General features: G+C 57.1%; 20 protein-coding genes. 4 read left to right on the forward strand and 16 right to left on the reverse strand.

Annotated elements, in window-relative coordinates:
* Positions 1 to 48: 48 nt before the first annotated feature.
* From phnE (JXR15_RS08360) to JXR15_RS08395, 8 genes are all read right to left on the reverse strand, one after another.
* Positions 49 to 1,374, reverse strand: coding sequence for a phosphonate ABC transporter, permease protein PhnE (phnE, locus tag JXR15_RS08360; RefSeq protein WP_422052771.1), 1,326 nt, complete (start codon positions 1,372 to 1,374; stop codon positions 49 to 51).
* Positions 1,371 to 2,243, reverse strand: a complete 873-nt coding sequence (phnE, locus tag JXR15_RS08365; RefSeq protein ID WP_422052772.1) for a phosphonate ABC transporter, permease protein PhnE — start codon at positions 2,241 to 2,243, stop codon at positions 1,371 to 1,373. The genes phnE (JXR15_RS08360) and phnE (JXR15_RS08365) overlap by 4 nt, the downstream gene beginning before the upstream one ends.
* A gap of 72 nt (positions 2,244 to 2,315) precedes the next feature.
* The gene (gene phnD, locus JXR15_RS08370; RefSeq protein ID WP_422052773.1) at positions 2,316 to 3,218 is read right to left on the reverse strand and encodes a phosphonate ABC transporter substrate-binding protein; all 903 of its coding nucleotides are present in this window, start codon (positions 3,216 to 3,218) and stop codon (positions 2,316 to 2,318) included.
* 60 nt (positions 3,219 to 3,278) lie between these two features.
* Positions 3,279 to 4,097, reverse strand: a complete 819-nt coding sequence (gene phnC, locus JXR15_RS08375; protein WP_422052774.1) for a phosphonate ABC transporter ATP-binding protein — start codon at positions 4,095 to 4,097, stop codon at positions 3,279 to 3,281.
* A gap of 243 nt (positions 4,098 to 4,340) precedes the next feature.
* Positions 4,341 to 5,537, reverse strand: coding sequence for a kynureninase (gene kynU / locus JXR15_RS08380; RefSeq protein ID WP_422052775.1), 1,197 nt, complete (start codon positions 5,535 to 5,537; stop codon positions 4,341 to 4,343).
* Between the two features lie 49 nt (positions 5,538 to 5,586).
* Positions 5,587 to 7,023 (reverse strand): NAD-dependent succinate-semialdehyde dehydrogenase, encoded by a 1,437-nt coding sequence (locus JXR15_RS08385; protein ID WP_422052776.1) that lies wholly within the window; start codon positions 7,021 to 7,023, stop codon positions 5,587 to 5,589.
* 99 nt (positions 7,024 to 7,122) lie between these two features.
* Positions 7,123 to 8,088: a LysR substrate-binding domain-containing protein gene (locus JXR15_RS08390; RefSeq protein ID WP_422052777.1), complete on the reverse strand. Its 966-nt coding sequence runs from the start codon at positions 8,086 to 8,088 to the stop codon at positions 7,123 to 7,125.
* Positions 8,089 to 8,097: 9 nt separating this feature from the next.
* Positions 8,098 to 8,880, reverse strand: a complete 783-nt coding sequence (locus JXR15_RS08395) for an aspartate dehydrogenase (protein ID WP_422052778.1) — start codon at positions 8,878 to 8,880, stop codon at positions 8,098 to 8,100.
* Between the two features lie 172 nt (positions 8,881 to 9,052).
* Between JXR15_RS08395 and JXR15_RS08400 the strand changes: the two genes are divergently transcribed.
* From JXR15_RS08400 to JXR15_RS08410, 3 genes are all read left to right on the forward strand, one after another.
* Complete coding sequence (locus JXR15_RS08400; RefSeq protein ID WP_422052779.1) at positions 9,053 to 10,006, forward strand: dihydrodipicolinate synthase family protein; 954 nt, start codon at positions 9,053 to 9,055, stop codon at positions 10,004 to 10,006.
* Entirely contained in the window at positions 9,972 to 10,889 is a 918-nt protein-coding gene (locus JXR15_RS08405; protein ID WP_422052780.1) for an EamA family transporter, read from the forward strand. The genes JXR15_RS08400 and JXR15_RS08405 overlap by 35 nt, the downstream gene beginning before the upstream one ends.
* A 123-nt stretch (positions 10,890 to 11,012) precedes the next feature.
* Positions 11,013 to 11,576: a 3-hydroxyanthranilate 3,4-dioxygenase gene (locus JXR15_RS08410; RefSeq protein WP_422052781.1), complete on the forward strand. Its 564-nt coding sequence runs from the start codon at positions 11,013 to 11,015 to the stop codon at positions 11,574 to 11,576.
* 216 nt (positions 11,577 to 11,792) lie between these two features.
* Here JXR15_RS08410 and JXR15_RS08415 read toward each other — a convergent pair whose 3' ends face one another.
* The 7 genes from JXR15_RS08415 to JXR15_RS08445 form a co-directional block, all read right to left on the reverse strand.
* A complete protein-coding gene (locus JXR15_RS08415) occupies positions 11,793 to 12,074 on the reverse strand; it encodes a hypothetical protein (RefSeq protein WP_422052782.1) in 282 nt (93 codons plus the stop codon).
* 205 nt (positions 12,075 to 12,279) lie between these two features.
* Positions 12,280 to 13,746 carry a mannitol dehydrogenase family protein gene (locus JXR15_RS08420; protein ID WP_422052783.1) on the reverse strand — a complete coding sequence of 489 codons (1,467 nt, stop codon included), beginning with the start codon at positions 13,744 to 13,746 and terminating at the stop codon, positions 12,280 to 12,282.
* Positions 13,747 to 13,821: 75 nt separating this feature from the next.
* Positions 13,822 to 14,826 (reverse strand): ABC transporter ATP-binding protein, encoded by a 1,005-nt coding sequence (locus JXR15_RS08425; protein WP_422052784.1) that lies wholly within the window; start codon positions 14,824 to 14,826, stop codon positions 13,822 to 13,824.
* A 9-nt stretch (positions 14,827 to 14,835) separates the two neighbouring features.
* The gene (locus tag JXR15_RS08430; RefSeq protein ID WP_422052785.1) at positions 14,836 to 15,669 is read right to left on the reverse strand and encodes a carbohydrate ABC transporter permease; all 834 of its coding nucleotides are present in this window, start codon (positions 15,667 to 15,669) and stop codon (positions 14,836 to 14,838) included.
* Between the two features lie 6 nt (positions 15,670 to 15,675).
* Complete coding sequence (locus JXR15_RS08435; RefSeq protein WP_422052786.1) at positions 15,676 to 16,533, reverse strand: carbohydrate ABC transporter permease; 858 nt, start codon at positions 16,531 to 16,533, stop codon at positions 15,676 to 15,678.
* Positions 16,534 to 16,772: 239 nt separating this feature from the next.
* A complete protein-coding gene (locus JXR15_RS08440; protein WP_422052787.1) occupies positions 16,773 to 18,056 on the reverse strand; it encodes an ABC transporter substrate-binding protein in 1,284 nt (427 codons plus the stop codon).
* A gap of 116 nt (positions 18,057 to 18,172) precedes the next feature.
* Positions 18,173 to 19,204, reverse strand: coding sequence for a LacI family DNA-binding transcriptional regulator (locus JXR15_RS08445; RefSeq protein ID WP_422052788.1), 1,032 nt, complete (start codon positions 19,202 to 19,204; stop codon positions 18,173 to 18,175).
* A 281-nt stretch (positions 19,205 to 19,485) separates the two neighbouring features.
* On the opposite strand from JXR15_RS08445, the gene JXR15_RS08450 reads away from it, so the two are divergent.
* Positions 19,486 to 20,172, forward strand: a complete 687-nt coding sequence (locus JXR15_RS08450; RefSeq protein WP_422052789.1) for a GntR family transcriptional regulator — start codon at positions 19,486 to 19,488, stop codon at positions 20,170 to 20,172.
* 36 nt (positions 20,173 to 20,208) lie between these two features.
* Here the strand turns inward: JXR15_RS08450 and JXR15_RS08455 are convergent, their stop codons facing one another.
* Positions 20,209 to 21,075: a dioxygenase gene (locus tag JXR15_RS08455; RefSeq protein ID WP_422052790.1), complete on the reverse strand. Its 867-nt coding sequence runs from the start codon at positions 21,073 to 21,075 to the stop codon at positions 20,209 to 20,211.
* Between the last annotated feature and the right edge of the window lie 7 nt (positions 21,076 to 21,082).

Consider the following 21,082-nt stretch of genomic DNA (forward strand, 5'->3'; position numbering starts at 1 on the left):
ACATCCGGCGGCGGCGATCCCGCAAAAACTACCGCCGGACGCGCCCCTTCAATGACCCCTGTCGTCGCCGCTGATGAGCTTGCGGCGCAGCCAGCCGGAGAACCAATCCATCACCATCACCATCAGGATGATCAGCACGATGTAGTAGGTTACCTCTTCCCAGTCTTTCTGCGTGATCATCGCCTGGGTGAGCATCAAGCCAATGCCGCCCCCGGTAATGGCGCCAATGATAGTAGCGCTGCGCGTATTTGATTCCAGATAATAGAGAACCTGGCTGAGCAGGACCGGAGTGATCTGCGGGATCACGCCAAAACGGTAGCGCTGCACTGGCTTCGCCCCTGTCGACTGAATGCCTTCGATCTGCTTCTTGTCCACGTTTTCGAGCGCTTCCGAGAACATTTTGCCAAAGCTGCCAGTGTCTGTGATCAAGATCGCCAAAGCGCCGGTCAGGGGTCCAGGTCCAAACGCGCGGGACAAAACAATGGTCCAGATAAGCGCATCCACGCCGCGGAAAAAGTCAAAGAACCGACGTGTGACCTGGCGCACTACCATAAATGGCGAGAAGTTCTTCGCCGCCATAAACGCCAGTGGCAATGCCACCATCGCGGCGCCCATTGTACCAAGAAAGGCCATTAAGATGGTTTCAAAGATCGCCCATGCCACATCCTGATGCCGCCACATCTTGTTGGTCCAGAAGTCTTGCCAGATCTGGGCATGTTCGCCGCCCAGAGCGCGCGACATCACTTCGCCAATGCTGAGGCCGGAGTAAGGGCTGTCCAGCGTGAAGAAGAACAGCTCCCATCCGGTAAAGTAGCGGAACACTTCTGTCCGGTTGCGCGTGATGGTCAGACGCCCGGCCTCTGTGGTGATGGTCATCCGATTTTTTGACGCGTTGATCCACTCTGGAGTTTCGTCAGTTGGCAACACCGCCTGCACACCTTTCGCGCGGCTCGGCTGCGCCGTTACAGTCCCATATTCAGGAATGGCGTAACTGACAAAATTGTCCGCCCCAAAGGTCACAACGTGACCGTCTCCCAAATCAATGACCGTCTCGGTCTCGCCACGGGTCACCCACTCAGGCGCGGTGCCCGCTGGATAAGTACCCTTGCGCTCACCTTCTATGGCGGCACTGATCTCTTCGGTGCGATTGTCACGCGTGACGTGTGTCTTGTAGCTGTAGCTGTCCGCCACCAAGGCGCGGGCGTTATCCACTTCAAACCGCTGCGCCAGTCCCGGAATGTCAAAAGCAAAGAAAATGTAGGTCAGATAAGCAAGTACAACGGCGGGCGCGCTGAAGCTCATCAGCTTCTTACGACTGAACAGGCGGTCGGCCTCGACCTTCAGCAGATCGGTATCATTGGCTGTGATGGTCATGACGCCACTTTCTGAGTTTTGCCGTGGGTCAAGCGCTCGCGCACCACGGAGGAAAGTTGATCGACTGCAACGATGGTCAGGAACAACAAGAGGAAAATTGCCATAGCGTCGTCATACTGACCTTTGCCCCAGCTCATGGCGTTGCGCAGTTCGTAGCCAATACCGCCGGCTCCAACGAAGCCAAGGATGGCAGAGGCGCGGATGTTGATTTCAAAACGCAGCAGCGCGTAGCTGAAATAGTTCGGGGCCACCTGCGGGATCACGCCAAGCCACATCCGCTGTGACCAGGAAGCGCCAACCGATTGCAACCCCTCGACCGGCTTAAGGGAGGCATTCTCGTTGACCTCAGAGAACAGCTTGCCCAGCGCGCCCGCTGTATGGAACGCAATGGCAATCATCGCAGGCACCGGCCCGCCGCCCATCACAAAAATCAGCACCAGCGCAATCACGATCTCCGGCATGGCGCGCATGACGTCCATCACTCGACGAAACACCGGGATCAGACGCGGCCACTTCGCCATGCCGCGCGTGGAAAGCAGCGACAGCAACATGCCCAGCATTGCGCCCAAGAGTGTGGAGGCGGCGGCGATGTTGATGGTCTCGGTCAACGAAGGCAAAAATGTCCAGAGGTTGGCAGGTAGCTCATTGATTTTCTCAATGGCCTCGCTCAGTACCTCTTTGGGGAAGTCAAAGAGACGATGCAGACCGTCCCAGAAACCACCCGCGTTGCGGTCATCCGCTATCATGAACCCTGTCACCATCAACGCGATGAACACCACAAGGATGATGCCATCCATCATTCGTTTGCGTCGCACCTGCGCCATATAATCGGCGCGGATGTCCAAAGCGCTTGAAGCCTGATCTGTCATGACCGCCCTTTCATTCAAGAAAACAGGCCCCGCGAGAAGTGGCAGGGCCTGTCACGTCTTTTGTCGCGACGCTTAGTTGGACTTCAGCTTGCGCGCTTCGATGATCACTTCGTAGGCATCATGGCCAATTGGCATCACACCTTTGGCCTCGCCGGACAGCACGCCGTAGGCACAGTCCGGATCAATGGACGGCAAGGACGCCATCAAGGCCGTGAACTTCACCTTCACATCCTCAGGCAGCGCTTTGCGCAGCACAATCGGACCTTCTGGGATCGGTTTGGACTGCCAGATTCTAACCAGTTCATTCATGTCCACGAGACCCGCATCAACCGCGCGACGCAGCGCGCCGGAATTGTAGCCGTCTTCCCATTCGCCCAGACCGTCAGCCCAGGTCACACCGCCATCGAAGTCACCGTTGTTCACACCAACAATTGTCTGCTCGTGGCCGCCGGAGAACTTTACTTCGCCGAAGTAATCGCCAGAGGTCATGGTCGCGCCGGTCGCTTCAGGAATTTCGATGGACGGAATCAGGAAGCCGGAGGTGGAGTTTGGATCACCAAAGCCAAAGGTCTTGCCCTTCATGTCTTCCAGCGAGGTGATGCCGCTGTCTTTGCGGGCAAAACCGATGGAGTAGTAGCCGTAGCCGCCGTCTACGTTTACTTTCACCAGGATCGGCTCAACCGCTTCCGGGTCGGACAAATAAGTTTTGGCGTAGCCGGATGCACCCAGCCATGCCATGTCGATGGTACCGCCCAGCAAGCCCTGGATCACACCGTTGTAGTCTGCCGGCGCGAAGAGTTTGGTTGGAACACCCAACACTTCTTCAGTCTTTGCACGCAGGCACTCGTTGTTGTTCAGACGGTCCTGAGCGTTTTCGCCGCCCAACAGGCCAATGCGGAATTCGCTGATTTCTTCTGCCACAACAGGTGTGGTCAGGGCGGTGGTTGCCAGTACGGCAGCTAGCAGTTTTTTCATCGTCTTCTCTCCAGTTGGTAAAATCCCCACGCAGTTCGCTTGCGTGAAGCATGATGAAAGTCAGGCAAGTTCGAGATTGGCGCGTTCTTCGGCGGTGCGGTCCAGCGTCTCGATCTCGGTCGAGGTGGCTGCTTCGCTAAAGGAGGCATCTGCGCCATAGATGTCGCGCGCCACGCCGGTGGTCAGTTGCGCCGGAGTGCCGTCAAAAACGATCCGTCCGTCACGCATCCCAATCACCCGGTCGCAGTAGCGGCGGGCGGTGTCCAACGTGTGCAGATTGGCGATGACCATGCGGCCATCTTCTTCGTGAATTTGACGCAATGATTGCATCACCACCTGCGCGTTCATTGGGTCCAGCGAAGCAATGGGTTCATCTGCAAGAATGATCTTGGGATCCTGCATCAACGCACGCGCAATGGCGACACGCTGCTGCTGCCCCCCTGAGAGCGCCTCGGCTCTCTTCGCGGCGTGCTCGGCAATGCCAAGCCGGTCGAGAATATCGATGGCGTGGTGGATGTCCTCATTTGGGAAGAGGTTGAACAGCGTCGCCAGCGTGCTGCGCTGGTTCAGCGTGCCATGCAACACGTTGCTCACCACATCCATACGCGGCACAAGATTGAATTGCTGAAAAATCATCGCGCATTCGCTTTGCCAATGGCGCTTAGCCCGCCCCTTAAGCGAGGTAATGTCACGGCCATCAAACACGATCCGTCCTGAGGTCGCCTCGGTCAGGCAGTTCAACATGCGCAACAGCGTGGATTTGCCTGCACCGGATCGGCCAATAATGCCAATCATCGCGGGCCTATCCACCGCAACACTGGCCGCATCAACAGCCACATTGGGCCCAAAGGCTTTGGTCAGTTTCTCAATTTTCAGCACTGTAATTCCCCAGCTTGCTTAAACCGGAATTACGAGTGCCTCTCAAAGAAATCATGTCGATTTCTTGAAGCTTTTTTGAACATGGGAGGTTTTCGGAGAATGCCGAGCCAAACTCTACTCGGCTGCGCCCTGGTCAAGCCCCCCTCACCGCGCGATTATGCCTCCCAGCACAAGCGACCCGCGTTGGGGTGCCAACACTCCTGTATCCAAGAGTGCCGCGATTTTGGTCTTCAGCCTAGAAGGCTATGTCACTTTGCCCCTCACCTGGAACCGCTCTTCGCGCCAGGTTTCGTTTTTCAGAATACTTTCCAATGTGTTTACGGCCTTCAGGATGTCAGCCTGATCGATGAACAAAGGCGTGATCCCGAAACGCATCACATCCGGCGCGCGGAAATCGCCAATGACCTGATTGGCAATCAGCGCCTGCATACAGGCGTAGCCATGCTCAAAACGGAATGACACATGGCTGCCGCGCGCCTGCGGGTCTCTTGGACCGGCAAACGTCACGCCCGGACAACGGGCTTCCACTTCACGGATAAACAGCTCACTCAGGTCGATGGACTTTCGGTGCAGGTCTTCCATGTCCACCGCGTCCCACACGTCCAGCGCAGCATCCAAAAGGGCAAAGGATGCGATGGAAGGCGTGCCAATGCGCATACGTTCAATCGCATCCGGCATCGGACGGAAATCGGTGTCAAAGGCAAACGGAGCCTCATGGGCATACCACCCCGACAGCGCACTTTCGACCACACTCAACAAGCGTGGTGCCACGTGGATGAAGGCTGGCGCACCCGGGCCAGCGTTGAGGTATTTGTAGGTACAGCCCACAGCAAAATCCACGTCCAGCCCCACCACATCCACCGGAATGGCGCCAGCGGAATGGGCCAGATCCCAAACCACCACCGCGCCCCGCGCATGGGCCTTTTCAATGATGGCACTCATGTCGTGACGCCGTCCGGTCCGGTAGTCCACCTCCGTGACCATCACCACTGCAACTTCCTCGGTGATGTTGTCGAGCACGTTTTCTGGATCAGGGATGCGCAGCTCGTACCCCGCGTCTTTGAGCTTCATTAGCCCTTCAACCATATAAAGGTCGGTGGGGAAATTGCCGTTGTCTGACAGGATCACCTTGCGCTCAGGCACCAAGGCCAGCCCCGCTGCCACCGCCTGAAACACGCGGATCGAGAGCGTGTCGCCCACGACGGTGCTGCCGTCGGACGCGCCGATCAGTCGCCCCACCCGATCGCCCAATGTGTTGGTCTGCATGAACCAGTTGCGGGTATTCCACCCCCGGATCAGGTCCGTGCGCCACTCATCCATCAGGAAACGCTGCATGCGCTCCGGTGCCGCTTTCGGCATCGGACCAAGCGAGTTGCCGTTGAGGTAGATCATGCCTTCGGGGATGTCGAACATGGCGCGGGTTTTGGAGAAGTCAGTCATGGTGTTGCTTGCTCATTTGGGCGAAAGAGTGCGTAGGGAGGTTGTAGGCTCAAGCGATGACAGCGGAGTGCCAGACGTTTTTCACAGTCAGATAACTCTCCAGCCCTTCGATGCCGCCTTCGCGGCCGTAGCCGCTGGACTTCACGCCCCCAAACGGGGTTTCAGGCAGGGACGCCTCCAGCGTGTTGATTGAGAAGTTGCCCACTTCGATCTCGTCGATCAGACGATCAATGTAGTCGGCGCGGTTGGTAAAGGCATAGCCCGCGAGCCCGTATGGCACCGCATTGGCCTGTGCAATTGCTTCATCCAGGTTGCCGACCGGATTGAGCACCGCAATCGGGCCAAACGGCTCTTCCTGCATGATCCGGGCGGAACTTGGCACATCTGTGAGCACCGTGGGATGGAAGAAATAGCCGGTGTCGCCGTGCTGTCCGCCGCCTGTGCGCAATTTTGCGCCCTGGGCCACGGCGTCTTCGACCAAAGCGCTCAGTACGGGGATGCGCCGTTTGTTTGCGGTTGGACCCATTTCCACACCGTCGGTGATCCCGTTGCCCACAATCGTGGCGGCGGCGCGGGCCACAAAGGTGTCTACAAAGTGGTCAAAAATGCTCTCGTGGATGAAAAACCGCGTGGGTGAGGTACAGACCTGCCCGGCGTTGCGCATTTTCCGCACCGCACCGCTGATTGCGGCCTGTTCCACGTCGGTGTCTTCACAAACGATCACCGGCGCATGGCCGCCCAGCTCCATCAGAACCCGCGTGTCACTCTGCGCGGCGAGACCGGTCAAATGCCGCCCGACCTGTGTGGAGCCGGTGAGGGCAACAAGGCGCACGGAGGGCTGCGGGATCAGGTACTCGGAAATCTCGGAGGGCACACCAAACACAAGGTTCAGCACGCCCGGAGGCAGTCCGGCCTCCTCAAACGCCCGCACGATGTGGATCGCCCCGGCGGGAGTTTCTTCGGCAGCTTTGAGAATGACGGAACAGCCGGAGGCCAGCGCTCCGGCAATTTTGCGGGCGGGTTGACTCATCGGGAAGTTCCAAGGCGAAAACGCCGCGACCACCCCAATGGGGCTGTGATGCACCGAAATTTTGCCTCCCGCGGCGGAGGGGATCACCCGGCCATAGGTGCGCATGGCTTCGCCAGCGTCCCATTCAAAAAACTCGGCGCCGCGGATGACTTCCAGCCGGGCTTGTAACAAGGGCTTGCCGTGTTCGGCTGTGATGCTCTGCGCAATCTCTTCCTGACGGTCCCGCATGATGGCAGCGGCCCTCACGATCAGGTCCGCCCGCGCGCGGGGCGATGTCTTGCGCCAGACCTCAAACCCTGCCTTGGCCGCCCGCAAGGCGTCTTCCAGGTCGGCATAGCTGGCACAGGGCAACTGGCCCAGCACCGCTTCTGTCGCGGGGTTCACAACTGGAAGGGTCTTTGTGCTGTCGCGCCACTGTCCGTTGATGAAAAGTTGCAGGTCTGGATAGGTGTGCATGCCGCCCTCGCTGTCGTCCTTGACTTGCCCCCATAAGTCCTGCGCCCAGCGCCTTGCCGCAACAGAATTGAGCAAATCCAGCTATAACAATGACGAATATCAGAGCGCCTCAATGCGCCCATGCATCTCCTCTGCGGCGCCGCGCAGCGCCTCCAGAAAGGCCGCACTGGCCGGAGACAGGCTTTGGCTGCCGCGATAAGACACCCCAACCGGCCCTGCCCCAAACGGGGCCACCCAATCCAGCGCTGCCAGCAGACCATTCTGAATGTCGAGCGCGGCCACATGGGCCGGCATCAACCCAATAAAGTTGTGAGATCGCAGCAAAGACCGGTTGGCCAGATAAGACACGGATTCAATGGCCGTCTCTGGTGCGTATTGATCTTGGCGCACAAAAAACTGGTCACATTGCCGACGCAGGGTGGTTTCGATGGGCGGCAGGATCCAGCCATAGGGCTTAAGTTGGTCAAAGCTGACGTTGGCCCGCGCCGCCAGCGGATGCTGGGTGCCCACCACAGCCACAATCCGTTCGTCAAAGAACTTCTCCTGACTGGTGTGCTGACGGTGCCGATGGTCTGGCAACCGCCCCACCACCATGTCGATTTCGCCGGACAGCAGCGCCGGCATCAGGACTTCATTGGTGCCTTCGACAATCTTGATCGCCACTTTGGGACGGTCTTTTAACAACTGCTCCACCGCCAGCGGCAGCAGAGACGGTGACGCTGCCAATAAGGTGCCAACGACCACCCGACCGGCATTGCCCTCGTTCAAGTCGTCCAGTTCCTGCGCCGCATTCGAAACCTGCGCAAAGATCAGCTTGCCATGCCGAATGAGGGAGTCGCCAAACACCGTGGGCACCACGCCCCGATTGGTGCGCTCAAACAGCTTCACCTCAAAATCGAGCTCCAGATCCTGGATCATCTTGGTGGCAGCCGGTTGCGAGATGCTCAGATCCCGCGCGGCGCTTTGAATGCTGCCATGCTGACCAACGGCGACCAACAGTCGCAATTGCCGCAGCTTCAGGCGGGTCAAAGCACGCTCTACAATCCGGGTGTGACGGGCGGCCATGGCAGGTCCTCACATCGACATAGGAGAAAGAAGGCGCTCGGCAGTGGCGACCATGCTCATCGCGGCCAGAGCCGAACTGCGGGGATTGTCGGGCAAGGTGCTGCCTTCGATGCGGAACGAGAACTGCCCAAAGGCCCCTGCGGCTTGCACCTCGTGAATGTTGGCCGTGATCATCGGGTCCGCCACCAGTTTGACGCGTGTCTCGTCAAAGCCTGTGCCCGCCAACGCCACGGCAGCCGCAACATTGGCGTTTTTGGGATACGACAGCGCCGCCTGACGTGCGGTGCCCTCAAAGTGCACGGTGGGCGCGGACAGGCTGCCAAGATCCAGTTGGGCCCCCGCCGGTGAGCCTTGCCATCCAAGTGGCGGCTTTCGGCCAATGTAGGTGACCTCTTTTAGCCCCCCGACCTTGGCGGCCCGCAAACTGTCCAAGGCGCCGATAGCACCACTGGCCAGATGCAGCTGCGCGCCGCCGGATTGCGCGGCCTGCGTGAGTGTTTCTTCCAAAGTGGCATCAGCCAACGCCCCCAAGGACAGGGTGATCACATCGGTGCCCCTCGCCAGAAGCGCGGACCCGTGCTGTGTCAATGCCGCGTGACCGCCGCAGTCCAACACCAAAACAATCTCGGCAGGCAACTCCGGCACCGATGTGACGCGTACAACATCCGTTAGCGACGTATCCTTGGCCTGTGCCGTCCGCGCCAGAACCGCATGGGGTCCCCAGCCGCGTTGCTGCAAAGCCTCTGCCACGTAGCGAGCGATTGCGCCTTCCCCGATGATGCCGATTTTCATGTGTCTCTCCAAGTACCCCATCAATATAGTGGAAGAGAGCGCTCTCTGTTATCAAAATTTTGGATAACCAGTTTCTCGAGATGCGGCTAGTGCGGGGCCGCATCCGTGGCCTATCAGGTCTGCAAAGAGCCAAGAAACCGGCTCCCCCTCTCTGCCGGATCGGAGTGTCGCCATGAAATACGCCAAACATGAAGCCAAAGCCTATTCCCGTGAAACCATGCGCGGCATTTGGGCGGCTGCGCTCAATCCGTTTGACGAGACATTGGAGCTGAACGAAGCCGGTTTGCGCCGCAACATCCGCCACTGGATCGATGATCTTGGCATTCAGGGGCTGTTCATTGCCGGGAAGCAGGGTGAGTTCTGGTCTATGTCGCTGGATGAGCGCAAGCGCAACATGACGATTGCGGTGGAAGAATGTGGCGACAAGGCTGGCACCATTATGTCGATCTCTGATCAGAGCGTGCAGACCGTTCTGGAACTTGGCCAACACGCCCAGGACTGCGGTGCGGACTATGTGGTTGTCCATGCCCCGATGCTGAGCTTTTGCCAAGACCGCGACGAGGTTTTGTATAACTATTACAAGTGCCTCTGTGACCGGCTCGACATTGGCATCGCCATGTGGAGCCATCCGGACAGCGGTTACCTGATGACACCGGAAACCTGCGCCCGGATTGCGGACCTGCCCAACATCATGGCGATCAAATATTCGGTGCCGCGCGAGATGTATGCCCGGTTGACCAAGATGGTAGGCGACAAAATTCTGGTTTCAACCTCGCAGGAAGACGACTGGCTTGCCAACATCGAAGAGCTGGGCTGGCAGCTGTACCTTTGCTCGTCCCCTCCCTACCAGCTGCAAACCAAAAATGACCGCCGGATGCACGAATACACCGAGCTGGCCTTTGCCGGAAAGTTCGATCAGGCCCGCCGGGTGCGCGACAGCCTTGAGCCAGTACGAGCAGCGATCCGCAATAGCAAACCCGCTGGCAAACCCACCGCCCACGGCAAATACTGGCAAGAGTTGCTGGGACAGGTCGGCGGTCGGGTGCGTCACCCGATGCTGGACCTAACCGAAGCCGAAAAAGCCGCCACCAGTGCCGCTTTTGAAGATTGCGGGCTACAGCTCTGATCCGGCGATGATAGGCGAAGCGCTGGCCCTGCTTGCGGCTGCCGCCTACGGCGTGGCCGGGATGTCCATTATCCAAGCGAAACCACAGGCGCGAGGCGACAACGGCGTTTTTCTGTCCATTGTGGTGACGGCAGTCTGTTCTTGGGGGCTTTGGCTATTCACCGCAGACGCCTCTCGCGACGTGCTCGTGTCTGGCGCGGGTGGAATGGCGCTGCTGATTTTTGCCTGCGCCGGGCTCTGCGCCAATGTGTTGGGCCGTCAGACCATGTATCGCGTGACCGAGGACGCGGGGGCAGTCAACGCAGGACTGTTGCGTCGGTTGGTGCCGGTCTTTGCCCTGCCCTGTGCCTTTGTTGTGCTCGGACAAACGCCCGGCCCACAGGTTTTGGTCGGCGGCGCGTTTGTCCTTGCAGGGGTGCTATTCTATCTCACCCCCAATAAAACGCCGTTGGGTGGCTGGGTGGTGCTTGGGGCATTGTCCGCCTTTGCCTATGCAATGGCCTATACCCTGCGCGGCCTTGGATTGTTGTATCTGCCAGACGCAGCATTGGGCACCGCCATCGGCGCGTCGGTGGCCGCTGTCTGGGTCGCTTCTGGAACAGTGTTGCGGCAAGGCCGTTTGTCCGGCTGGCATCACATCACGGTCGACCGGACAGCGGCGCATTGGATCACCGCCTTTGCGCTCAGTGCCGGGCAGATACTGCAGTTCTTTGCGCTCAAACACACCACGGTGGCCGCCGTGGCCGTGCTGGGCGCCATGGATGTGTTGTTTGCCGCTGTGCTGATGCGGTGGCGCCCTACTCAAGAAAACGTGGCGCTTGCACGGTTGTTGCTCGCCATGGTGCTGGCGATGATTGGCACCGCCTTACTGCTCGCGCCCTGAGGCATATTCCAAAAGCGGATAGCCACTTTCCCCAAATTTCATATTTCCTTGCCGCAAAATCCCTTAGCCTGATGCCAACACGCGCGCGGCGCAGGCATCGCGCGGACATTTAGGGAGGGTCACATGGCCACACATCCAACCTTGAAACCGTTCAACTTCAAAAAATGGGTTGCGGAAAATGCGGACAAACTGCGCCCGCCGGTTGGCAATCAGCTTTTGCACAAAGAAGGCGACATGATTGTGATGGTGGTGGGCGGCCCCAACACCCGCGTCGATTTCCATGACGATCCGGTGGAGGAGTGGTTTTTCCAGCAAAAGGGCGACATGATGCTCAAGATTGCGGATGGCGGCAAAATCTATGATGTGCCGGTGCGCGAAGGCGAAGTCTTTATGCTCCCCCCACATGTGCGCCACGCCCCGCAACGGCCGCAAGAAGGTTCGATTGGCATTGTGGTTGAAGCCCCACGACAGCTCGGTATGAAAGAAGGCTTTGAATGGTTCTGCTTCAACTGCGAAGGGCTGGTGCATCGGGAAGAAGTGGCCCTGGACGGCCCAGAAGGCATCGTGACCGCCCTGCCAAAAATCTACGACCGGTTTCACAACAGCATCGAAAATCGCACCTGTCCGTCGTGTGGAGAGGTGCATCCGGGCAAAGGCAAACCACCAGCCGATTGGGTGCAATTGTAACGACAACAAGGAGCGACACATTGCCGGAGCCGGTTGATGGCGGGCTTCCCCAGTCTCACGCAGCTCTACCTCGCCGCCGCTCGTTGATCACTCCTGCAATTCAGCCTTCATTAAATCCGCTTCGGATTTCCGTCTCATCTCTGCTCCTTGGTGGTTACGATGAGCCAGAAACCCTCTCTTATCAAATTGCCCTATTTGGACCCTTAAGCGCTGAAGTCAGACGGTGTCGAGCGTCAGGAACGGCCCAAAGATGCCGGTCAAGTTCAGTAAATTGCCGAGTTGCAGTGGTGCAGATGGATTTCGAAAAGTGTCCCAAATCTGCCAACCTTTGCTTTGAATGAGCAATGCATCATCCATCTTGGATTTATCGATGGTGGAAGAGGCAAATTTGGTGAATAAAAAATCTTCTACCAAATTAGCTATAAGGCCGGTTCTGAATGTGTGTCCAGCCCCCTTTGTTTCTAAAGGTCTAACAATTTGGCTGGGCTCATCGACCATGGCGCCGACCTTGGTTCATGCGATCGCACCTTGCTGCCCTTTTGGTCAGATCAACCAATTCCGGGCCCTCAGTCTTCAGGCGGTTTACCTTTTGCGCAATAGGCTGATTTTTCCGGTAAAGCCAATTCAAGGAAGCTTCTTACTAAGCAACCATGATCAACGCCCCACGCTCAAATCCTACTTTGAGTAATGAGGGCGCATGATCTCAACTGGCAACGTAGCCCGCAATGGTGGCGTCAACACCGTCGCAATAAAGCTGCGCAAGAAACCGCGAAAATGCCGCTGAGAATCCTGAATGGTCGGCGATGTCGCCGTAAATATGCCGTTGCTCCAACCATGCTTGCGGCGTCTGCTTGGCGGCAATGGCAGCCTTAGAGAGACGCGCCCAATCCGGGTCATTGGCCTCGATTTTGCTGCCATCTTCCCGCACGCCCAAACACATGCGCGCCCACAACGCCTGAGACAGGGCCAGACCATCGGTAGGCGTCCGAGCGGCCAACGCAGTTCGAATGATCGGCAGAACGGCCCCTGAGTGACGACTGGATCCATCAAACGCCACCCGTCTGACGGTGTCGACCATCGCGGGATTGGAGAAGCGCGCGTCGATAAGATCCACATAGGCTTCTGGTGTGATCTCTGGCACGGGCGTGATATGGGGCAGAACTTCTTCAAGCGCCACTTTTCGAAGCAGCGCCTTGATCATAGGTGCGCGCATCGCGTCTGCGATTGTGTGAAGCCCCAATACTTCGGCTGGAGCCGCAATCACCTGATGACCGCCGTTAAGTAACTGCAGTTTCATCGCCTCATAGTCGTGCACACGATCTGAAACCGTTACGCCAACCTCCTCCAGGGGCGGGCGACCCGCGCAAAAATCATCTTCGATCACCCATTGACGAAAGTTCTCATGTGTCACGGGCGCTGCATCGTCAACGCCAATGCTTTGCACCATGGCCACTTCTCCAGGTCCGGTGGCGGGTACGATACAATCCACCATGGAATTCGGAAAACTAACAGTCTCTGCAATCCATTGTGCCAGATCAGAGTCACTTAGCTTGGCTAGGCCGATCACAACCTCTTTGAGAATGCGCCCATTGCCTGGCAAGTTGTCACAGCTCATGCAAGTGAAAGGACCAATGGCCGCGGCCCGCCGCGCCTTCAACGCTGCGACAATGACGCCAAAAGCGGTGCGAGGGGTGTCACCGTGGACCGCGTCATGCTGAATGTCGAGGTGCGTGGGCGAGAACCGTTTGTCGGCTGGGTCGAGGAAATAGCCCCCTTCAGTCACGGTCAGGGATACAATCCGGATTTGCGGGTCGGAAAGTTGGCGGATCAAGGCCCGATTGCCCTCCTCGATCGGCACATAATCCACCATTGCGCCAACCACCTCTGCAGAGGTGCCAGCCGGGTCCAGTTCGATCAGGGTTGTGAGGTAATCCTGAGCCGCCAGCTTATCGCGTTGCCCGCTGTCATAATCCCGCACTCCTGCGCCGATGATGGCCCAATCCAGCGCTTTGCCTTGTTGCATAAGGCGGTGCAAATACCACGCCTGATGCGCGCGGTGGAAGTTGCCGACGCCAATATGCACGATCCCCGGGGCGAGCGCCGCGCGATCGTAAGTCGGCACAAGAACACCGTCCGGCATGTCCTGAAGTGTCGCGTTGCTGAGTTTCATCGTTTCCGATCTCCTCGCGGGATATCCCATCAGCTCTTCTTTCTTTGCGGCTGGGTTAAAGGGCATAGGGCGGCCTCACGCGATGCGGAGTCCGTCTGTGTCAAATTTGTGGATCTGATCAGCCTGCGGCGTCAAATAAACGGTGTCGCCATGGCGCACAGCAATGTCGCCGGTGATGCGCACCGTGAACGTCTCTGCGAGCCCCGTGTCATGCACGTGGATAAAAGTGTCGGATCCAAGATGTTCCGCCACGCCAACCACCCCTTTCCACATACCTTCGGTCGTGCTGACCTCGGTGTGTTCAGGGCGAATACCAATGGTATGCGCGCCGTGTTTGGCAGCCTCCTCACCGACGATGAAATTCATCTTGGGGGATCCAATAAAGCCGGCCACAAACTTGTTTCGTGGTTTGTGATAAAGCTCCAGCGGAGAGCCAACTTGTTCGATGACGCCGGCCTGCAGCACCACAATCTTGTCAGCCATGGTCATGGCTTCGACCTGATCGTGGGTCACATAGATCATCGTGGTTTGCATCCGGTTATGCATCTCGCTGATCTCAAGACGCATCCCCACGCGCAAGGCAGCATCCAGATTCGACAACGGCTCATCAAAAAGGAAGGCCGAGGGATCGCGCACAATGGCACGACCGATGGCGACCCTCTGTCGCTGTCCACCGGAGAGCTGCCCTGGCTTGCGGTCCAGATAATCTGTGAGGTTCAACGCCTTGGCCGCCGCGGCTATGCGCTTTTCCTGCTCGTTCTCACCAACACCGGCCATGCGCATTGGAAAGGCAATGTTCTTGCGCACCGTCATATGCGGATAAAGCGCATAGGACTGAAAAACCATTGCCAACCCACGCTTGGAGGGCGGCACCTCTGTCATGTCTTCTCCGTCAATGACGACGTTGCCGGAGGTTGTTTCCTCTAGCCCGGCAATCAGCCTGAGCAATGTGGATTTACCGCAGCCTGACGGCCCTACGAAAACCGCGAACTCACCGTCTTCAATGGTCAGGTTCAACGGTGGAATAACTTCCACATCGCCAAACGACTTGGTCACGTTTTCAAGTTGAATGCGTCCCATGATGTTTCCTTACTTCACGGCGCCAAAGGTCAGGCCTTGGACCAATTGTTTTTGACAGAACCAGCCAAGCACCACGATGGGGCCGACAGCGGCGGTGGAGACAGCCGACAGGCGGCCAAAGAATAGGCCTTCGGGTGCGCGGTTGCCTTCGATGAGTTTGGAGAGCGTGGCAGCGTCGGTGGTGGTCAGACGCACCGTCCAATACGCCTCGTTCCAGCAGAAGATGAAACACAGCAGAGCGGTTGAGGCGATGCCACCCCAAGCCAGCGGGATCAGGATTTCCTTGATCTCCCCAAGCGTATCGACGCCGTCCATTTTGCCAGCTTCTATGATGTCCTTGGGGATCTCTTTGAAGTAGGTGAAGAGCATCCAGACCACGATCGGCAGGTTGATCAGGCTGAGCACAAAAATGATCATAAAGTGGGTGTCAAACAAACCAAGGCTCTTGGTCAAAAACGTCATCGGGTACAGCACTGCGGCAGCGGGCAGCATCTTGGTCGACAACATCCACATCAGCACATCTTTGGTACGTTTGGTCGGGTTGAACGCCATGGCGTAGGCCGCCGGAATACCCACCACAAGCGTGAAGATAGTGGCGAAGACCGAGGTAATGACCGAGTTGCGCGCAAAGCGCCAGTAGTCGTAGTTTTCGGTCATATTGAGATAGTTTTCGAGCGTCGGCGTGAACCAGAGCAGATACTCTGGTTTCACTGCATCAGCATCTGTTTTGAAGCTGGTCAGCACCATCCAGAAGATTGGAAAGAAGAACAGTAGGCCCACGATCCAGGCCAGCACTGGCCAGAGGACATTCGAAAGTTTCGAGCTTTGTGCAACGATCGCCATGGTCGGTTACTCCATCAAGGTCCTGCCAATCATGCGCAGCAGGAAAATTGCGACGATGTTGGCAAGGATGACTGCGAAGATGCCGGTAGCGCTGGCAGCTCCGATGTTATTGTTGGCAAATTCGCCGATCAGGTACGGCAGGTTTTTGTTGCCGTTGCCGCGGCTGACGATTTCGATCTCGGCGTAAAGCGACAGGTGGAAAATCGCCTGGATCATCACAACGATGGCTATTGGGCGTCCCAAGTGCGGCAAGGTGAGAAAGCGGAATTGTGACCATGGCCCTGCTCCGTCCAGCACGGCGGCCTCTTTCTGTTGCTGGTCTTCAGATTGCAGCGAGGTCATAAAAATCAGCACCGCAAAAGGTGTCCACTGCCATGTCACCATAATGATGACCGCAAGGGCGGAAGTTTGAGTGGCGCGGAAAGAGATCGGTGTGAGTTCCGGCCAAAGTGAGAAAAACCAGCCCACAAGCGGCGCATCGCGCAGCCCCTCAACCATGTCGTTGATGCTGCCCACCGCGATGCCCTGTAGACCAAGCACAGGATCGAGGATCATGTTGATCCACAGAACGGCGTTTACGGCAGGCATGACAAAGAAAGGTGAAATCAGCAGCACGCGAACGATCCCACGGCCCGGAAAGGCACGGTTGATCAACACGGCGATCAGCACACCGAGGATCACGGTCAAAAAAAGGATGCTGCAAACAATGACGAGGCTGTTTTGGATCGCGAGCAAAAAGTCTTTGGACTTGAGGACAAATTCGTAGTTCCCCAAACCCCGCCAGTTGCTCAAACTGGGGCTGGTCCATTCAGGTCGCCGTAGGCTGTTAAGCACATAGCGAATGAAGGAAAAATAAAGGGTCATTCCAAGCGGGACCAGCATCCAAACCAAAAGCAATAAGACCGCTGGTGTTTGAAGGAGCCTAGGAAGCGTTCTCTTAGACATGAGGCTTTCCTCCTCGCAAAACGACAAATTCGTTCAGCGCGTTGTTCATAGGTTGCAATTGGGTGAAGGGTACGTGTCGCTGCGTTGAATGAGCAAGTCAGCGACTAACTAAAAAGAGGGCCACGCTGGGGACCGTGACCCTCCCGGGGAGAAGAGGCTTAGTAGTAGCCTGCCTCTTTCATGATCGCATCGGCTGCTGCCTGAGATGCGGCAAGAGCTTCATCCACTGACTTGGCACCGGACAATGCAGCCGCCATTTCTTGCGCCACAGCAGAGCCCACTTCCGGGAACTCAGGAATTGCAGCGAATTGGACGCCCACGTATGGCTTCAGATCCGTCGCCTGTGGCGCGGCGCTTTCAATCGCCATCATCTCAGCTTTGGCAAAGCCTGCCGCAGCCTGGAACTCTGGCAGCGCATAAGTCGAAGCACGCTGTCCTGTCGGAACTGAACCCCAACCAAACTCTGGGTGGTTGCCTACTGCTTGCACATACTCTTTCGAGGTCGCCCACTCAATGAAGTCGCCCGCAGCTTCCGCATTTGGAGAGCCTGCCGGGATGGCCATAGCCCATGCCCAGAGCCAGTTGGCGCCAACCGGGTTACCCGCATTTGGCGATTGCGCGTAAGCAACGCCGTCTACTTCCAGGAAGGACGCCGCAATGGTGGCGTCGATCCACATCCCGCATTTGCCTTCGTTGTAGAGAGCTAGAATTTCGTTGAACGAGTTGCCTTCTGAGCCTGGAGGGCCGTAATTTCCAAGCAGATCAACGTAGAAGTTGATTGCAGCGCGCCACTCGTCGCTGTCGATGGTTGGGCGGTAGTCTTTGTCAAACCAAGCGCCGCCAAAGGAGTTCACCACTGTCGTGATAAAGGCCATGTTGTCGCCCCAGCCGGGTTTTCCGCGCAGGCATGCGCCGTAAACACCATCATCTGGGTTGTGGATTGCGGCAGCTGCGGCTTTCACATTATCCCAACTGTCGTTGTCGGCAATTTTAACACCCGCGGCGTCTGTGAGGTCTTTGCGATACATTACCATGGAGCTCTCGCCATAGAACGGCGCCGCATACATCTGGCCCTCGTGGCTCAGACCCGCACGGATCGCTGGCAAGATGTCCCCTTCATCATATGTCGCGCCGAACTTGAGCGGCTCAATCCAGCCTGCTGCACCCCAGATAGGGGCTTCCTGCATGCCAATGTTGATGATGTCATACTGACCGCCACCGGTGGCCGTATCAGAGGTCACTTGCTCCCGCAGAACACCTTCCTCCAGCGAAACCCAATTCAGTTCCACTCCGGTCTCTGCTGTGTAGGCTTCAGCAACCTTTTGCATGTTGATCATGTGACCGTTGTTCACGATCGCAATTGTCAGGCTGGTGTCAGCAGCAGCTGCACCGGCCATCAAGGTCATGGCACTAACCGCACCAAGCGCGTTTCTATAGGACATCCGATCCTCCCTGTCTCTGGATGTTGCATTCACAGCGTAGCGCTAAAGATCGCACTGCGTCAATTTAAAATTTTACGCGCGTAAATTTTTAAAGTTACGTATGTAAAATCAACACCTTACGCAGAACCGCGCATAATCAATCGCCCCTCAAACAACGTAACATCCCGTGTTTTTGCACGCTGCCCCGACTCAATAAGCCCCAAAAGCGTCTCCACACTCCGCGCCCCAATGGAATCGTAATCCTGAGAAACCGTGGTCAAAGACGGGCAGGTGTATTGCGAAAATGGATGGTTGTCGTGTCCCGCTACGCGCAGTGCACTGCCCGCCCCCAGCCCAACACGCAGACCATTTTCATAGGCCGCCGACAGAAAGCCGATGGCCAAACGGTCATTGGAACAAAGCACGGTGTTGGTCGGCAAAAGACGCTTTGTGATCAGCCGTTTGCCTTCCCGAAATCCAATCTCTTCAAAGTCCCAGCCCTCGCCATCTGCCTGGATTAAATGTGGCTCTTGATCCAAACGCTCCATCGCCGCGATATAGGCTATTCGCCGCTTGTAAGCGTTGGGGTTGATGGGGGTTTTCAACTCAAAAAACACCGGAGGTTCCCCAGTCCGACATAAGTATTCGACAATCAATTCAATACTCTGATCGTTGTCCGAACCAAAGAAAGCCTCCCCGATCCCGTCTAGATTGGCATCAAAAAGAACCGTCGGAACTTCTTCGGCGAACTCGGCCACTCGTGCCGTGTCAGACGCGCGTCCCAATGGGGCCAGAAGCACCCCTGCAGGCTTGATCGCGCGCAAACTGTCCAGGTTAGCGATTTCCTGCTCTGTCCCGGCATGAGAACTCAGCAACAGCGGATTAAATCCCACCTTTAAAATCATGCCTTCAATTGTCCGTGCAATGCCGGCAAAAAACGGGTCGGTCAGATTGGGTACCACCAGGCCGATGTTTTTTGTCTGTCGCCGGTTTTGGTTGATCGCGTAAATGTTGGGTCGATAATTGTATTGCTCCAACGCCGCTTCGATGCGCGCACGCGTGGTTTTCCGCACGCTCTCCGGATCGTTGAAGTACTTCGAGATGGTTGGCCGGGAGATCCCACTAATCGCCGCGAAATCTTCCATGTTTTTGATTTTGGGCTCACTCATTGCCTGTCCTTCTGGCGCCAATTGGCGCGTTCGCTTCCAAAGCTAATGCAAAATGCCGGTCAAAGAAATCTGAAACTTAACGCCCGAAAAGTTACTACACTCCTCAAGCGAGCCATTGACGAACACGCCCCGCGCACCATTCCCTTAAGGCAGAAGTTGGTTTAGACAGCATTGATTGTTCGGAAGCCCGCGATGGGATTCCCCCCCTCTCAAGGCGAAGACAGCACTGTGAATTTGCGATTTTTCATTGCAAAAACTCATAATTTCGATATTTTGAACTTATGTTTAATCCAGTCGAAACACCGCCAGTCAGGCCGACCGGCGAAACCGGGTCCGCCACGCAGCAAGCTTATGCGGCGTTGCGTCGAATGATCGTCGTTGGGGAGCTGTCCCCTGGCGAGAAACTCAAAATCGACACGCTGCGAAAGACGCTGGACACCGGAGCCTCTCCAGTCCGCGAAGCACTGAGCCTTTTGGTCAGTGATCAACTGGTTGAACGCCTAGACCAGCGCGGGTTTCGGACAGCCTCGGCAAGCCGCGGCAATTTCGAAGAGATCCTCATGTTGCGCTGCCACCTCGAAGAGATGGCCCTGCGGCGCGGCATCACATACGGCAATCAAACCTGGGAGGAAAGCCTTGTGCTTGCCCACCACCGTATGGTGCGGCAAGACCGGGATGACGTGGAAGCCTTTGAGGAGCGCCACAAAGCCTTTCACATGGCACTGCTATCCGCCTGTGACTCCCCAATTTTGCTCAGGTTCTGCAATCAACTGTATGATCTGAATGTGCGCTACCGCTACCTCGCGGGCCGCGCATCGGGTTATCAAAAGCGGGACGTCAGCAATGAACACGCAGACATTTTGGCAGCAACAGTCGAACGCAACGCCGATCTAGCGGTGGAACGCTTGATTTCACATTATCGGCAAACCGGCGACTTCCTAACGGCGCAGTTTGACACCCCAGAGTAGGCAGTTGGCCTGCCCATAAGGACAGGCCAACACCACTCATGCTTTTGCCAATACCAGATCAAAATCGACCCGCGCGTAAGGCCCATCGACCTTGCCGGACAGCTCAAATCCATCTGGGAAGCTGCCCGCAGGCTGCGGGACATAGGTCATGACCAAATCCCCGCGCACGCCAAACACCGTGTCCTGATCCAGATACGGATCATCGTCCGGAAACACCTCGGTCACCAGAGAGCGGAACCCCTCGGCGGTTACGATGTAATGCAAGTGCGACGGACGCCAAGGATGCCGCCCCGCCGCATTGAGAATATCGCCAACCGGCCCATCTGAGGGCACGGTGTACTCCACAGGTCGCACCGTGGTGAAAGCATAGCGTCCATTTTCATCAGCAGTCATCAATCCATGGAACGAATGGATATCCTGCTCCGGGTCTTGACTGGAATACATCCCGTTGGGTGCAGTCTGCCAGATGTCAATCTGGGCACCCGGAATCGCATTACCCTCCGTATCGCGCACGATTCCCTCAACAAGCACGGTCTCGCCTTCATAGTCCCGTTTCATATCCCCCCCAACTGCAAGCGGCGGCGGATTGGACACATGGAACGGGCCAAGCACGGAGGAACTGGTGGCCTCCGGTGTGGAGTGCAACATGTCCACCAGCGAGGACAGGCCCATGACATCGGACAGCAACACAAACTCCTGTCGCTCAGGGCTGGTGATCTCCCCTGCCCGCGTCAGAAAGTCGATCCCTACCCGCCACTCGTCGTGGGTCAAGTTCACCTCACGAGCAAAATCATGGATGTGACGTGCTAAACCTGAAAGCACTTCTTTGACTCGCGGGTCCGTGTCATCGCCAAAATAGGATGTGAAAACGTCGGTGATGTTGTCTTTGGTGACAGAGCGCATGGGCGCC

It is taken from the genome of Shimia sp. (assembly GCF_049116215.1).
Taxonomy (GTDB): Bacteria; Pseudomonadota; Alphaproteobacteria; order Rhodobacterales; family Rhodobacteraceae; genus Shimia.